The organism is Rhodococcus sp. NPDC078407 (genome assembly GCF_044542515.1).
Classification (GTDB): domain Bacteria; phylum Actinomycetota; class Actinomycetes; order Mycobacteriales; family Mycobacteriaceae; genus Rhodococcoides.
In genome coordinates this window covers 1-13,825 of the sequence record NZ_JBITUQ010000010.1, presented here as the reverse complement: position 1 = coordinate 13,825, position 13,825 = coordinate 1, and the positions used below count along the sequence as shown (strand labels likewise).

At 62.5% G+C, this 13,825-nt stretch carries 15 protein-coding genes; 14 read left to right on the top strand and 1 reads right to left on the bottom strand.

Features of this window, described 5'->3' with window-relative positions:
- The first annotated feature begins 33 nt into the window (after positions 1 to 33).
- The 12 genes from ACIGGF_RS12285 (at position 34) to ACIGGF_RS12230 (ending at position 11,484) form a co-directional block, all read left to right on the top strand.
- A complete protein-coding gene (locus tag ACIGGF_RS12285; protein WP_397521600.1) occupies positions 34 to 234 on the top strand; it encodes a hypothetical protein in 201 nt (66 codons plus the stop codon).
- The gene (locus ACIGGF_RS12280; protein WP_397521599.1) at positions 225 to 1,367 is read left to right on the top strand and encodes an AAA family ATPase; all 1,143 of its coding nucleotides are present in this window, start codon (positions 225 to 227) and stop codon (positions 1,365 to 1,367) included. Before ACIGGF_RS12285 ends, ACIGGF_RS12280 begins: the two co-directional genes overlap by 10 nt.
- Before the next feature lie 339 nt (positions 1,368 to 1,706).
- Entirely contained in the window at positions 1,707 to 2,207 is a 501-nt protein-coding gene (locus tag ACIGGF_RS12275) for a WhiB family transcriptional regulator (protein WP_397521598.1), read from the top strand.
- Complete coding sequence (locus tag ACIGGF_RS12270) at positions 2,204 to 2,641, top strand: hypothetical protein (protein WP_397521597.1); 438 nt, start codon at positions 2,204 to 2,206, stop codon at positions 2,639 to 2,641. The genes ACIGGF_RS12275 and ACIGGF_RS12270 overlap by 4 nt, the downstream gene beginning before the upstream one ends.
- Entirely contained in the window at positions 2,638 to 3,252 is a 615-nt protein-coding gene (locus ACIGGF_RS12265) for a hypothetical protein (protein WP_397521596.1), read from the top strand. Before ACIGGF_RS12270 ends, ACIGGF_RS12265 begins: the two co-directional genes overlap by 4 nt.
- Positions 3,245 to 3,586: a hypothetical protein gene (locus tag ACIGGF_RS12260; RefSeq protein WP_397521595.1), complete on the top strand. Its 342-nt coding sequence runs from the start codon at positions 3,245 to 3,247 to the stop codon at positions 3,584 to 3,586. The genes ACIGGF_RS12265 and ACIGGF_RS12260 overlap by 8 nt, the downstream gene beginning before the upstream one ends.
- A complete protein-coding gene (locus ACIGGF_RS12255; RefSeq protein WP_397521594.1) occupies positions 3,576 to 7,379 on the top strand; it encodes a hypothetical protein in 3,804 nt (1,267 codons plus the stop codon). Before ACIGGF_RS12260 ends, ACIGGF_RS12255 begins: the two co-directional genes overlap by 11 nt.
- Positions 7,380 to 7,413: 34 nt before the next feature.
- A complete protein-coding gene (locus tag ACIGGF_RS12250) occupies positions 7,414 to 7,965 on the top strand; it encodes a hypothetical protein (RefSeq protein WP_397521593.1) in 552 nt (183 codons plus the stop codon).
- Positions 7,966 to 7,973: 8 nt separating this feature from the next.
- Positions 7,974 to 8,171 carry a hypothetical protein gene (locus ACIGGF_RS12245; RefSeq protein WP_397521592.1) on the top strand — a complete coding sequence of 66 codons (198 nt, stop codon included), beginning with the start codon at positions 7,974 to 7,976 and terminating at the stop codon, positions 8,169 to 8,171.
- The gene (locus tag ACIGGF_RS12240; protein WP_397521591.1) at positions 8,164 to 8,787 is read left to right on the top strand and encodes a hypothetical protein; all 624 of its coding nucleotides are present in this window, start codon (positions 8,164 to 8,166) and stop codon (positions 8,785 to 8,787) included. Before ACIGGF_RS12245 ends, ACIGGF_RS12240 begins: the two co-directional genes overlap by 8 nt.
- Before the next feature lie 238 nt (positions 8,788 to 9,025).
- Entirely contained in the window at positions 9,026 to 11,224 is a 2,199-nt protein-coding gene (locus ACIGGF_RS12235; protein ID WP_397521590.1) for a phage minor capsid protein, read from the top strand.
- Complete coding sequence (locus ACIGGF_RS12230; RefSeq protein ID WP_397521589.1) at positions 11,221 to 11,484, top strand: hypothetical protein; 264 nt, start codon at positions 11,221 to 11,223, stop codon at positions 11,482 to 11,484. The genes ACIGGF_RS12235 and ACIGGF_RS12230 overlap by 4 nt, the downstream gene beginning before the upstream one ends.
- 5 nt (positions 11,485 to 11,489) lie before the next feature.
- Here ACIGGF_RS12230 and ACIGGF_RS12225 read toward each other — a convergent pair whose 3' ends face one another.
- Entirely contained in the window at positions 11,490 to 11,735 is a 246-nt protein-coding gene (locus tag ACIGGF_RS12225; RefSeq protein WP_397521588.1) for a hypothetical protein, read from the bottom strand.
- A gap of 700 nt (positions 11,736 to 12,435) precedes the next feature.
- Here ACIGGF_RS12225 and ACIGGF_RS12220 point away from each other — a divergent pair.
- The gene (locus ACIGGF_RS12220) at positions 12,436 to 13,215 is read left to right on the top strand and encodes a hypothetical protein (protein ID WP_397521587.1); all 780 of its coding nucleotides are present in this window, start codon (positions 12,436 to 12,438) and stop codon (positions 13,213 to 13,215) included.
- A gap of 443 nt (positions 13,216 to 13,658) precedes the next feature.
- Positions 13,659 to 13,825 (top strand): acyl-ACP desaturase (locus ACIGGF_RS12215; protein ID WP_397521735.1); only part of this gene is annotated, 167 nt, incomplete at its 3' end.

Below are 13,825 nucleotides of genomic sequence, written 5' to 3'. Positions count from 1 at the left end.
ACCGAGATCCGTTGCGCGCAAGGAGTGATGGTCGTGCTTGACGATGCCTCATCCTTCGAGCTCTTGCAGAACATGCACCGCAGATTCAAGAGCCCCACCTACGTTCCTGACCATCGGGACAGGGCGGACCTCGAATTGATCAAGACGACGTCGATGTTCCGAATCGCGGAAGCATTGAGCACCATCGACGCTCGGCTCAGCCGCGCGGAGAAACAGGACCAGAGGTGGCCGTGAGCGTTTTTATACCGGAGTCCCCCCAGTCGTCATTCGACGACTGGGGGTCACCCCCGGAACCACCGGACGACGAAGAACGACAGCTGGAACGCACGACCCTCCGGCAACGGCTCCTATCCGTATCCGATCTCAGCACGATCGGGTCCGTCGAGCCGCTCATCTCCGGCGTGCTGTATCGCGACACCCTCGCTCAACTCTCCGGTGCCCCAGGCTCATACAAATCGTTCGCCGCCGGCGGGATGGCATGCGCGCTTGCATCCGGGATGAGCAATTGGGAAGGCCACCGCATCCCCAGACGCAGCAAAGTCGTATACGTCGCGGCAGAGGGTGCGACAGGCCTACGTGCCCGGTTCATCGCATGGTGCGAACTGTCCGGTGTCGATCCGACCGACCTCGACGGGTGGCTCTACATCCTCCCGTGCCCCATCCAGCTCGGGAACCTCCTCGACATCAGCGACGCCATCGACCTCGTTCAAGACATCGACGCCGACCTCCTCATCCTCGACACCCGCGCACGATGCACCGTCGGCCTCGAAGAAAACTCGGCAACCGAACAGGGGAAGGCTATCCACGCCGCCGAGAAGATCCAGGCGGCAGCCGGATGCACCATCCTGGGCGTCCACCACAGCTCACGCGCAGGCACCGCAGGCCGAGGCAGCAACTCGTGGGACGGAGCCGTCTGGTCCGATCTCAGGCTCGAAGGCTCCGAACTCATGGCCAAGATGCACGTCGAGAAGCACAAGGACGTTCCCGCGGGCATGGACTACCACTTCAAGCTGATCGAACACGTCGTCACCAGCAAGAACATGCCGGAAGCATCCGAGCAACAGCGCCATACCCTAGTCCTCGTCGGCAACGACAGTATGTCCGCGGGAGGCGTCCGGAATAACGCCCTCGCAGTCGAGAAAAACGCCTCTCGGCTCATGGACATACTGCGGACAAAGATGACAGCCGATGGACTCTCAGGAGCAGCCATCCGCAACCTCGCAGAAGAAGAAGGCATGAGGAAGTCGTCCTTCTATGAAGCCCTGAAACTGCTGGTAGAGCGTGGCGCACTCCGAAATACCGGAAGCGCCAGACTCACCCACTACGTCAGGACGTCCGCTCTCTGGACCGAAGGGGAAGAGAGCTGATGTCCGCTAATTCCGCACTAATTCCGGGGCATTTCCAGACCCCAGCCGTAAGTCCGTCCGCACTCCAACTCCTAAGGAGTGCGGACGTACGGAATTACCGATTACGCGCGGGCTTGTATCTATCCGCGTGTGCGCATACGCGACCTGTGTTCCGAGTCAGGTCGAACGTTCGGCAGTCCCCTGCCACGCGCGCGGGAATCGGTCTGTCGCTCCACACGTGTCGATGTGTGGAAATGATGCGCGCGAGCGCGGTGACCATCGCGTGACCACAGCACTGTTCACCAGCAGCAATTCACATGTCATCGGATATCTAATCCGCAGGTACATCAGGAGGACTTCATGAACTGGGAAGATCTCGTCGCCGCCCTTGCGGCCGCTCCCGCGCTGACGGGCGCTCGCTGCCATTCCAACGCGCCACTGTTCGATGCCGACTTCGACGACATCCGGGCCGAGACGGTCACTCAACGCGCCGAGCGGCACGAAGAGGCCAAGGCCATCTGCTTGCAGTGCCCAGCTCTCGAAGCCTGCCGCGCGTGGGCGAACGACACCGACCCCGGCGTCCTCGCGGGCGTTGTGGCCGGCGTCGTCAGAGAAGCCGCGCCGCACTTGGCTCGGATCTCGCCCTACGAGGTCAGCTACCGACACCATCCTGCCGTCCGCGTGGTCGTCGACCGAGCCGCTCGAACCACCACCGCCTCGGACGTAGCCGATGCACTAGGTATCAGTCGGCACACGGCCACGGCTGCGCTGACACGAGCAGCCCGAGCCGGACTCATCCAGCGATCGGAACATGGTGCCTATCGAGCGGTTTCGAGCCAACGGGTTGGGGTCAGCGCATGACGAACCCTCAGCCACCCATCACCGTCATCGGAACAGCCGTCATCCTCACAGGCTTGGGAGTGGAAGTCGCACTCCGAGCTGCGATCAACACCCAACGGGCGAGGCGCAGCAACGCACTGCCGGTATCCGGTGATCTGAACGCGCTCATTCAGGCGTGCATGGCCGTGCGCGGACATGCGGACGTCCGCGATAACCCTGATCCGGCAACATCATTGGAGGAACGGCCCACCATCCCGATCGAGGAGGCAGCGATGATGCTCGGACTATCGAACCGGCAGACCCGCCGTCTCGCGCCGAAGCTCGGCGGCAAGCTGATCGCCGGTCGTTGGCTCCTCGACATGCAGGCCATCATCGAGCACGCCTTCACCCCATCCGGTCACCCGGTCACCGTGCCGGCACTCGGCTCCCCCCTGCCCGCCACGGACCTTGCATGACAAGCGGGGACACCGACACGCCGCCGACAGAGCTGACCGACGTCATGCAATCGGCCATCCGCACCGCACACGCAGAGGGCCTCAGCCAGTTACAGATTGCGAAGCAACTAGGTGTCCCCCAACCCAACATCTCACGCTGGTCCAAGCGAATGGGCCTGCTTTGGGATTCAAAGCGCACGGTTGCGGCCAACGACGCTGCCCGTGAACGCATCAAGGCAGCGCGTTTCGAGCTGGCCGAACAGTTCCTGGCTGACGTCAAGTCGATCCGCGAACGCTTCTGGTCTGAGTACACGATGGTGGTCAACACCCCCACTGGCCCCCAACGCGTCTACCTCGACCTCCCCGATGCGAAGGGTGTAGCCGACATCGCCGCCGGCATAGAGCGTTTGGTGAAGGCGCACGAGAACCTCACTCGCCTAGGCGGTGGGTCCAACCAGGACCACGCCAAGTCGATGCTCATGCAGCTGCAAAACGACCTCGCGAAATACGCAATCGAGAACGAAGCAGAACTGTTCGGTGACCAACGTGTGACCACGCCAGCGTTGACCAGCGGCGATACGGCGGACAGCGGACTCTCAATCCACAGGTCCAAGGTGATCGACCATGAGTAGCACCGTCCCCGACGCCGATGTGTCGGCAGAGATCCGCAAACTCCGTGAACTTCTGTTCGACGGCGACTACACCACGGCGGTCTTCCTCCTCGCGTCGATGGATGAGGAGAGTCGAATGTTGGTCACCCTGGCCCTGCTCGACGCGCTCAACGCAGCGCAGGAGGCCGCAATGGAGCACTTCATCGCGGCCGGAAACCTTTTGATCCCCCTCGTGACTCAGATGCGTGAACTCGGCGTTCTGCGGCCGGATGTCTCGGCGGCCGCGGACCAGTTCGATAGCGCTCGAGTGCGGATGCAGGACGTATTCGGAAAGAAGGCCCCTGATGGCGCTTGATCTCGGTGAATTGTCTGTCCGGTTGTCGGCTGAGGATCAGCTCACGACGGCGTTGAATGGGGCGCAGCAGTCGGCTCGTCGTACGGAGCAGGTCACCAGTCAGGCTGCCACAGGCATTACGGCGTCTACGGCTCGGATGGCGCAGGGCTACCAGCAGTTGCAGCGTGAAGCCACGACGTATGCGACGGCTTCGGAGCGGGCGAACTCCCGCGCCGAGAATGCGACCGAGGCAGTACGGGTGGCTCAGGGTCGTCTCGATGCGGCGCAGCGGGATTCGACGACGTCTGCGGATCAGCTCGAAGCGGCACAGCGAAGTGTGGCGACTGCGACTGGTGCCGCTGAGACCGCGATCCGGCAGGCTGAGCAGGCGAACGACCGTATGGAGGCATCCCACCGTCGTGCGGCTCGTGCAGCCGAGCAGGGTGGCCGCGATGCGGTGACCGCGATGGAACGGGCTCAGCGTGCCATGCGCGAGACCGCGCAGGAGGCGGAACGTTCCGGCGAGGCAGCGGGTTCGGGCTTCGCAGATCGCTTCTCAGGCGGGTTGGAAGGTCTGTCGGGTGCCGCCGAAAACGCGGGCGGCTCAACCGGTGGTTCCTTCATTGCGGGGTTCGCGCCGCGGGTAGCCGGGCTGGGGTCCAAGGCCGGACCCATCGGAGTCGCCCTCGCAGGTGTCGCCGTCCTCGGTCTCGCGGCGGGCGCGGTTCTTGCGAACGCCCTCGCAGACGGGATGGAGCAGGAAGCGACGCAGGATCTGATCCAGGCGAAGTTAGGGATCGACGAAGCCACGGCACGTCGGATCGGTGAGGCGGCCGGGGCTGCGTACTCGAACGCGTGGGGTGAGTCGGCAGCCTCGAACATGGATGGTCTTCGAGCGGCGATCCAATCCGGGTTGCTCACAGGTGAGGAAGACACTGGGACGTTCCAGTCGACGATCGAGCAGCTCAACATTGTCTCCGAGATCATGGGCGAGGAAATACCCGCGGTTGCACGTGCCGCTGGCCAGTCGGTGAAGAACGGCATAGCGAAGGATGCCACCGGCGCGTTCGATCTGTTGGTGCAGTCGCAGAAGAGCAGTCTCAACGTGTCTGAGGATCTTCTCGACTCCCAGATCGAGTACTCCACCCAGCTCCGGGCCATGGGTCTCGAAGGCGCTGAGGGTTGGGCTCTGGTCGCGCAGGGCGTCAAGGGTGGTGCCCGCGACACCGACGTCGTCATCGACGCACTGAAAGAGATGAAGCTGCGTGCAACCGACGGGACTGCGGCTGCGGCTGATGGTTTCGACAAGCTAAGCCTCAACTCGGAGCTTTGGACGACTGCCATGAACGAGGGTGGTGAGGCGTCGCGGAACGCCATGGCCGACGCGCTCCGTGGGCTCAATGCGATCACCGATCCAACGGAAAAGAATGCCGCTGCCCTGGCCTTGTTCGGTACCAAGTTCGAGGACATCCAAGGCGCTGCATTCAAGCTGAACCTGGACACAGCGGTCACCGAGTTCGGAGACGTCGCCGGCGCAGCCGCGTTGGCCGGTGACACCATGTCCTCGAACACCGCGTCCGCATTCACTGCGGCGAAGAACTCGATCGAAATGTCCTCGGCTGACATCAAACTGGCACTGGCGGGGGCGTTCGGTCCCGTTCTGACCGACCTTGCCGTCTGGGTCAAGGACAACAAGCCAGAGATCATCGGATTCTTCACCGGTCTCGCGGACGCAGGGTTTGCCACCCTCGACGCGATCATGGCGTTCTCGTCGTCCTCATTGCGGGTTCTGGCGACACTTGCGTCCGGTACCGGGCAATCCGTCGGCCTGATGATCGGCAGCATGGGGAACCTGGTCGGTGCCTCCTCGAAGGTGGCGCGCGCACTGGGTATGGATGGTGTCGCGGACAAGCTCGAAGGCGTCAGTGAAGGGATGATCGGCTTTCAGGACGGGATGCAGGGCGCGGCCGACAAGATGCGTGGTCTCGCAGATGACATCGACGATGCGCGGCCCGGTCTACAGGATTTGCGGGACGATGTCGCGGCAGCCGGTGATCGGGCGCAGACATCGGCACGGCTGATGCAGGCTCTTGGTGGCTCGGTGGAATCCGTTCCCGACGACAAGACGATCGTCATTGAGTCGAACAGCCCCGAGCAGACGGAGCAGCTCAAGGCCCTCGGGTTGAAAGTCGAGACTCTGCCTGACGGCAAGTTCAAGGTCACTGCGAACACTGCGGAAGGTCAGGACGCTATCGATGCGTTCGTCGGTGCCAACCAGGGCAAGTCCGTCGACATGTTCGTCGATCTCCGGCAGCGGCAGATCGGGTATTGGGAATCGCGGGGAGTCTCCCCAGATGATGCGCCGTCGATGCAGGGTCCGACTCCGGTCCTCGGCGTCAATGCAGCCGGCGGCGCTCGCTCTGCACCGGGCACGCTTGGTGGCGGTGGGTTCGCTGACGGGAAACTCCCGCAGGAAGCACTCATCAAGTCCGCTGGCGGTAAAGGGTTGGTGCAGTGGGCGGAGGAAGGCGCAGGCCCGTGGGAAGCGTTCATCCCTGGGGCTGAGTCGAAGCGTCCCCGCGCAGTTGGCATCCTCCGGGATGTCGCTGACCGGTTCGGGTATGGGCTGGTGCAGATGGCTGACGGCGGGATTGTGTCGCCGAAGGATCTGGACTCGTTCTCCCGCGGTATCGAAGGCGCGGACTACACGTGGGGTGGCTGGAACGGAACGTGGGATACCGACTGCTCCGGTGCTGCATCGCGTGGCGTGAACTATGCGACGACGGGCGACCCTGATGCACCCGGCAGGTTCGCTACCGGCAATCAGAAGGAAGCACTGACCGCGCGTGGCTTGCAGCCGGGTTGGATGGACGGTGCCCTGAACGTCGGCTGGCTCAACGGTGGCCCCGGTGGCGGGCACACCACCTATACGCAGCCGAACGGTGTGTCTGTGGAGATGGGTGGGGCGCGCGGCAACGGCCAATACGGCGGGCAAGCGAAGTCGGCGAAGTCGTTCCCGAACATCATGCACTTGCCGATGCAGGGCGACCCCGATCCCGGCACCTTCGATACGGGCACTGTCGGGGCAATGAACGCCGGCACTGCGGGTGGTGGTGGCACTGCTGGTGGATCGGGTGGAAGCACCCGCGCGGGCACGCTCTCGTCGTCGTCGGGTCCGGTGGATGTGCGGGTCGTGAACTTCTCTGATCTCGGTGGCGCGGCACCTGATGGGCGTACCCCGAAGATGGTCGGGAATCTGAAGGTGTTCGCGAACGGCGGCATCGAATCCCAGAACCCACAGATCGCAGACACCAGCGCAGGTATCCGCATGTGGGCGGAACCACAAGCAGGACCGTGGGAGGCATACATTCCCGGCGACCCTGGGAAACGTGCACGCGCCATTGACATTTGGCGTGAGACCGGCAAGCGCCTGAATGTCACGGAGTTCGCTGATGGCGGGTTCGGTGGCTACACCGAACCGAAGGCCCGCGACTACATGCGCCCCACCAACCTCTACGAAGCCGCATCCCTCGCAGCCGGGTTGGGGTTCACCGCAGCCTCCGGTGTCGGCGGGTTCCTGTCGATGGCCCAGTCCGGGCAAGTGGATCTGTCGCAGTTAATGCCGCAGTTCGACACCGGCTCCAACGACATCCCCGGGTCCGAAGCCGCCCTCGCATTCCTCAGCACACTTGTCGAACAGAACCAGGAGTTGATCAAGACGCTCCAAAAGGGCGGGCTGATCACCGCCGACGTGAACGTCGACACCAGCAACGGCAGTGTTGCCCTCGATCTGTTGTCGACGGTCATCGCGTAAACCAAAGCAGCACAACACATTAGGAGTACATGCTATGAATCCACCGAACGTTCGCCGAATCTTCGGCAGCCACAACCCCGACGATCGCAGCTACACCGGCCTCGGCTACGTCGACAAGGACGGCGTCTACTACTTCCCGAACGGCAGCTTCCTGCCCGCCAGCGGAGGCATTACGTCACCGGACGGAACCCACCAGCTCGGAGGCATGACGCTGGTCGTCCGTGAAGACGGGTCGCCCTCGACGATCCCAACTCCCGATGCCGCCGACCCCGTCGACTCGGCACTGCAACGGCTCCACTGCGTCGACACCAAGCGCCAGGACGCCTACGACCTCGCGGAGTTCGGAGTGGTCGGTGGTCCCCCGGTCGTCGAACCGGTCGACTTCGACCCGATCCTTCCGATGAGTGGCGGTCTCGGTGCGGACCCGCACAGCCCGGAAGTGAGGGCGTACGAGGTCGACTCCCCGGCGCGTGATGCCGCTGTCGCAGAGAGCCGGCGTACCCACCCCGAACGCCACCAGGGGACATCGCCGTACACCGATCCTGGCTCGCCGTACAACCCCTTCACCCCCATCGAATACCGGTAGGAGATCGCATGACGAACCTCCGCGACGCCCTCGACGAGCACTACAAGAAGCAACAGGCCGACGCCGAAAAGATCCGCGAAGCAACGAAAGACACCAGCGAACGAAGTCAACACGAGGGCTTCATAGGACTCAGCGAAGGCGTCCAACGAGCAATGGAACAGAACCGCCGAGAAGCCGACTACAAGAGGAGCAACCGCAATGCCTGAACTGACCATCGACGACGTCGACCGCGAGATCCGCGAAGCAGAGGCCGGAGTATCCGACCTGGAGCAGGCCGTCATCGACGGCGACACCGATGTCACTCCCGAGGCGGTCGAGAAGGCCAAGGACCACGTCGGTTTCCTGCGGTTGCGGCGTAAGGGCGCTGAGAAGCGCGAGGCCGACCGCGTGCAGCAGGAACGACAGTCGGCCTACGACGAAGCCCTTGCCCAGCGTGAGGAGTTCTACAGCGCCGGTGTGGTCCCAGCACAGCGCGCGTACGCCGGACTCGTCGATGCCATCCGCACGTTCCAGAACGAGGTCGCTGCAATGGACGCGGCCTACTCGACGATCGGTACCCGCGCGGGTGAGTTGGGCGTCGAACTGCCGCAGGACGTCCGGTGGCTGTTCGACTTCAGCCACTACCGAGACAGCGACGGCAGCGCCTACCTGAAGCTGGCGACACAGGAAGCCTCCGGCCAGGCGGTCACCAAGGTGCACGGTCTTCACAGCGACGCCACACGTGAGGAATACGCAGCGCGTGAGGCCGAAACCCACCTTGCCGAAGAAGAGCGACAGGCGCGATACATGGCGCAGTTCACCACCCACAGCGAACTCGCGTAGCCACCAGCAGCACAACCTAGGAGTCGGCAGATGCGTATCACCGATATCGACGCTCAGATCGCGGAAGCTTCGCGGCTACTTGTCGCTCTAGAGGATCGGGTTCTCATTGGTGATACGTCCGTGACTATCAACGAGATCGAGACTGCCAGCATACGTCTCAGCGAACTCGAAACTTGTAGACGCCGAGTCCACGCCCAGGCTGAGCCCGCCCGTACTTCACACGCGAAATCTGACCTCGATGCCGCTACAGGCGCAGCAGGCGGACAACGAGCACACCCGCCTGCTGATCGCCGAATACGAACGCCTCGAACTGATCCTCTTGGACGAAGTCGCCTCACGGCTCCGCAAAAACGAGAACGCCCCCGACTGGGTCAACCAACGACTCAACGAGATCACGGCCTTACCAAAGGCCGCTGCCGCGCACATTGGTTCGATGGTGAAGGGCCACCCGCGGACGCTCGACAACGCCATCAGCGAAGCCGCGCGCAGGGGTGTAGCCGTAGCGAACTCGGACATCGAGGCAGCCGGTGAGCGAGCGTCCGGAAACATGCGGTTCAACACCGCCGGCGTTGCGCTCGCAACCGACTCCCGAGCAATCGCACTCCTCCATCACGAAGCCAGCTTTGCGCTGAACACGCTCAACACCGGCATCCTCCGCGCGACCGAAGATCTATACCGCAAGGTAGTCGCCCAGACCGTCCCCACGGTCATCTCTGGTGTGGAGACGCGCGTGAAATCCACGCAGCGTGCCCTCGACGAGTTCGCGAGACACGGCATCAAGGGCTTCACCGACAAGGGCGGGCGGACGTGGTCGATGACCGCTTACGCCGAGATGGCAACGCGGACAGCAGCTACGCGTGCGCTCACCCAATCCCACCAGGACCGGCTGCTGGAACGTGGATATGACCTCGTGGTGATCTCCTCGCATCCGCGGCCGGCACCGCAATGCCAACCGTACGAGCGGCAAGTTCTGTCGTTGTCCGGCGGAAACATCGGGGTCGTTGAAGTCGAGAACGCTCTCACCGGGAAGATGACACGCATCCGCGTGAAGGCGTCAGTCGAAACCGCTACGAGCCGTGGGCTTTTCCATCCGAACTGTAGGCACACGAGCGGTATCTGGCTGCCCGGTGTCACGGACACTACGCCCACGAAAGCGAACGATGAGGGCTACGAGGACACGCAGAAGCTGCGCTACCTCGAACGTCAGACTCGCGAGTGGAAACGCCGCGCAGCAACCTCTCTCACACCGGAAGCAAAGAAGCGCGCCGACGCGAAGGTGAAGGACTGGCAGAAGCAGATCCGTGAGCACACCGAGAAGTCTGGCGTTGGCCGTCGCCGTGACCGCGAACAGATTACGGGCGTCTACGGTGCAGGTAATGCGACCCGCGCGAGTGCATCGAAGACCAACGTCCCGAAGCTCACTCGCCAGGACTCGCCTGCCGCCCAGGAGTCCGCAGCGTCCCTGTCGCAGTCGACGCGTGACGTCATAGCTGATGCGCGATCGTCCATCCCAAAGGACCGCGCTGGATGGCTCGACACCACACTCAAGTACCCGAAGGACAAGAACGGCGCGAAACTCGTCCCAGAGAAGCTACAGCGCCACCTCGACACCACTCTCGATGTCGGAACCGCTATCCAACGAGACACCCGCGCGCTCATCGACAAGGACACGACCGTCCTCAAGCTCCGAGCCGAGGACAAGCAACTGACCGACGCAGCGCAGTGGCTCTCCCCGCGCCGCAACGAGATTCAGCGCGACCTCGCTCAACGTGAACAGTCCATCATTCAGTCCGCGCTCTCCGAGGTCCGAGACTTCGGCGGTGCACCGCAAAGTGCCACTCTCATCACCACAGCCACGGGCGGTCTCAAACCCGGTACAGCCGCCGCGCTGGCTCAACTCCGGGCCGCGGAACAGTACTTCCCGACCGACTGGCTCGTCGCCGCTGCCGGCCGCGGAACACTCAGGGTCGGAATCGCCGAACGCGCATTCTTCCGCCGCGGAACCGAAAACGACACCCTCGCGGCAGCATCCCACGACGAACTCCCGAACTACCGCGGCGCATTCAGCAACTACCCCGAAGAAGTCATGGTCCACGAACTGGGCCACCGCATGGAACAAGCCATCCCCGGACTCACCCAGCTCGAATACGCCCTTGTTCGATCACGATCCACCACCAACGGCACCCTCGAAGAACCTGCCGGGATTTACCAGGGTGTCGATGGTCTCGAACACGAGATGGGCTACGAGGACCAGTGGCGAAACAAGTACGCCGGCAAGACCTACGCCACTGACTCACAGGCCGACCCAGCACGAGAACCAGCAGAGGTGTTCCAGGTCGGCCTACAAGATACGCTCGGACGGAGTGACGCACGCGGTGAGTTCGACGAGACCGGGCAACTACAGGCATTCGTACTAGGAGTGTTGGCGCTGCTATGAACTGGAAGATCACGTCGAAGACCGATGCCGACCGCTGGCTCACCCACACCGGGGACACATGGGAAGCAGACCCCGAAACCACGGCCTACCTCACCCAACCCGGCTACGCCTTCCCCCTCACCCCAACCGGCCCGGTCGTCGCCATCAGCGACGAATCCACCCTCATGGCCGCAGCCAGGCGACTCATCCCCGGCGCAGACCTGTTTGGCGAGATACCGCCGTACCCTGCGTTCCCCAGCGTCCCCGGCCGCATCTACTGAGCCTTCTAGCTGTTCAGAATGTCGTATCCACGATCATCGAAACGCCCGTCTGCCGCCCGCTTTGCCGTAGCGCCAAGGGCTTCGGCGACTGCCAGCGCTTCACCCACGGTCATCGAGATCGAAACGCTACTGGTTCCCTTCTCCAGGTTGACCGTGATGCTCCCGTCGTAGTGGGTTCCGTCCGAACTGTGCGGCGGAATCGACGTAACCCGAAGGTCGAGATCGCCGCGAACAGATGATGTGATGTTCATGGACGCCATTGTGCCCATCTACCCCGCCTGCCGCCTGCCGCCTGCAACATGCGACGCTTCCAAGCAGGGACTCGTCAACGGCCTCGATTGAGACGTCGCCGCGAGCCCGGAGTAAGACCAGCTGGGTCTGGCGGCACGACCCGCGCAGGCCGAGACGTCAACTGCAAAGCCTGCTGTAAGTCATCCTCAGTCAATCGCCAACGGTTCCCCATCTTGTGGCCTGGCAGCTTGCTCGCACGCAACTGCGTCGCGTACCAGCCCTCTTTCACACCGAGACGCTCAGCACCCTCCGCTACAGACATTGTTAACGCCGCAGACGAAACACCCGACTCTGGCATTTGCTCTTCCTCTGTCATGACGCGACCGTAACTCCAAGACGAGGCCGTTTCCACTCCACGGGATACGCCAGCATTGTGGCAAGTTGAGCGCGTTCCTCCGGCAGAAAATTGGCCTTGAGCAGCACCGATGCAACATGTCGGTATCACAATGCATACTTCGTCTACACGCTCACGTCGCTCGTGCGACACTGAGCAAACCGAGACAGAATCGGCGTTGCCGAACTACCGGAAAGGACAACCGATGACGACAGTTACCAAGTACACACCGGCTGAGTTGATCGCGCGGCGGGAATCAATTCTCGCCAGGCACGGAATGTCTCTTTCGGAGTTCAAAGAGAAGGCCAGTCAGTACTCTCTTGTGGGTGACGAATGGCAAGCATGGGAAGACCTCGAATCAATCGAGTTCCTCCTCGCCGACTGCTAGCGAACCGGTCGATCCAAACTTAGCTATCTCGGACTTTCACGACCGCGCCAACTCTTTTGGTCTTGAAACCGCACGGTTGATCGAGAAATCCTTCCCTTCCACAGAGTGGGAGGTGACTGTGAGTGCCCGATCAGACAGCGCCCGGAGCGTCATACAGGCAACAGTCCCACTCACTCAGCCTCCACCTCGTGGTGGTACTACACCCAATCCGCTCGCGCACTTGGGCGTCACGATCAAGTGCTGCCTCGACTCACAAGGGCAGTATCTGGCCGTCGAAAATTCGACGTACAGGCTGGTTGCATCAATCGACAAGACACCGATGGTGAGAGTCGAGTACGAGCGAGGGTCGCGACGGAAACCAGCGGCCCACCTTCACGTCCATGCACACCGCGGCGCGTTTTCTCACATTCTTTCGCGATTGAAACACAAGACCCCACATAGCCTGGAGTCCCTGCATCTGCCCCTGGGGGGCGATCGATTCCGGCCATGCCTGGAAGACTTTGTTCAGTTTCTGATCGAAGATTGCAACTTCGATCACAAGCCAGATTGGCGAGACGCAGTAACCGAGGGACGCGAGCGCTGGCGGCGGATTCAAACCCGCGCTGTTGTCCGCGACGCACCATCTGAAGCGGTTGATGCACTCCAAAAAATGGGATATCAGGTCATCCCTCCCGAAGAGCTTGTTGTGGACAACATAACCAAGTTGCACACCTGGTGACCGCGTCCTCAAAGTGGTCACAGAGGAACCGTGTGACCACGTAACCAGCCATCACCAACTGACACGAGGAGCGCCGCCGACCAGGACTGACTGTCACTCACTGGGTTTCACCGTCATCAGGTGTCACGGACTCGTTCTGACTTTTAATCCGCAGGTCGTAGGTTCGAGTCCTACTGGGGGCACCACACACGTTCCGGGCGACGGTGACCGATCCTGTCCGGTCCGTACACTCGGAAGTAACGATCGGCCGAGACAGAGCGACGTGCAGGGGGACTGCAACGGCCGCGCGGGCCGACCGGTCGATCGGCGTTCGGGGAGTCGCGTCGGTCGACACCGGACACCACGAGCGCCGGAACAGCAAGTGAACAGGCGCGACACGGTTCACACCGAACCTACGGTGCCGTAAGCTGGACCGGTCGTACGCAATCTATGGAGGCGATCTAATGGCGAGGGATCTGACACAGCTCGAGCTTCTGCAGGAGCTGGTACCCACTGCCGAAGACAACGTGAACCGTCACATCACGATGGCGCGCGAATGGCATCCCCACGACTACGTGCCGTGGGACGAAGGCCGCAACTTCGCCGCCCTCGGCGGCACGGACTACGACCC

What these genes read in the sequence shown, in the direction of transcription:
- ACIGGF_RS12240 (WP_397521591.1), top strand. Translation starts at nt 8,164, where the DNA reads ATGCCTGAACTGACCATCGACGACGTCGACCGCGAGATCCGCGAAGCA.
- ACIGGF_RS12265 (WP_397521596.1), top strand. Translation starts at nt 2,638, where the DNA reads ATGACAAGCGGGGACACCGACACGCCGCCGACAGAGCTGACCGACGTC.
- ACIGGF_RS12235 (WP_397521590.1), top strand. Translation starts at nt 9,026, where the DNA reads ATGCCGCTACAGGCGCAGCAGGCGGACAACGAGCACACCCGCCTGCTG.
- ACIGGF_RS12230 (WP_397521589.1), top strand. Translation starts at nt 11,221, where the DNA reads ATGAACTGGAAGATCACGTCGAAGACCGATGCCGACCGCTGGCTCACC.
- ACIGGF_RS12255 (WP_397521594.1), top strand. Translation starts at nt 3,576, where the DNA reads ATGGCGCTTGATCTCGGTGAATTGTCTGTCCGGTTGTCGGCTGAGGAT.
- ACIGGF_RS12225 (WP_397521588.1), bottom strand. Translation starts at nt 11,735, where the DNA reads ATGAACATCACATCATCTGTTCGCGGCGATCTCGACCTTCGGGTTACG.
- ACIGGF_RS12245 (WP_397521592.1), top strand. Translation starts at nt 7,974, where the DNA reads ATGACGAACCTCCGCGACGCCCTCGACGAGCACTACAAGAAGCAACAG.
- ACIGGF_RS12270 (WP_397521597.1), top strand. Translation starts at nt 2,204, where the DNA reads ATGACGAACCCTCAGCCACCCATCACCGTCATCGGAACAGCCGTCATC.
- ACIGGF_RS12275 (WP_397521598.1), top strand. Translation starts at nt 1,707, where the DNA reads ATGAACTGGGAAGATCTCGTCGCCGCCCTTGCGGCCGCTCCCGCGCTG.
- ACIGGF_RS12250 (WP_397521593.1), top strand. Translation starts at nt 7,414, where the DNA reads ATGAATCCACCGAACGTTCGCCGAATCTTCGGCAGCCACAACCCCGAC.
- ACIGGF_RS12260 (WP_397521595.1), top strand. Translation starts at nt 3,245, where the DNA reads ATGAGTAGCACCGTCCCCGACGCCGATGTGTCGGCAGAGATCCGCAAA.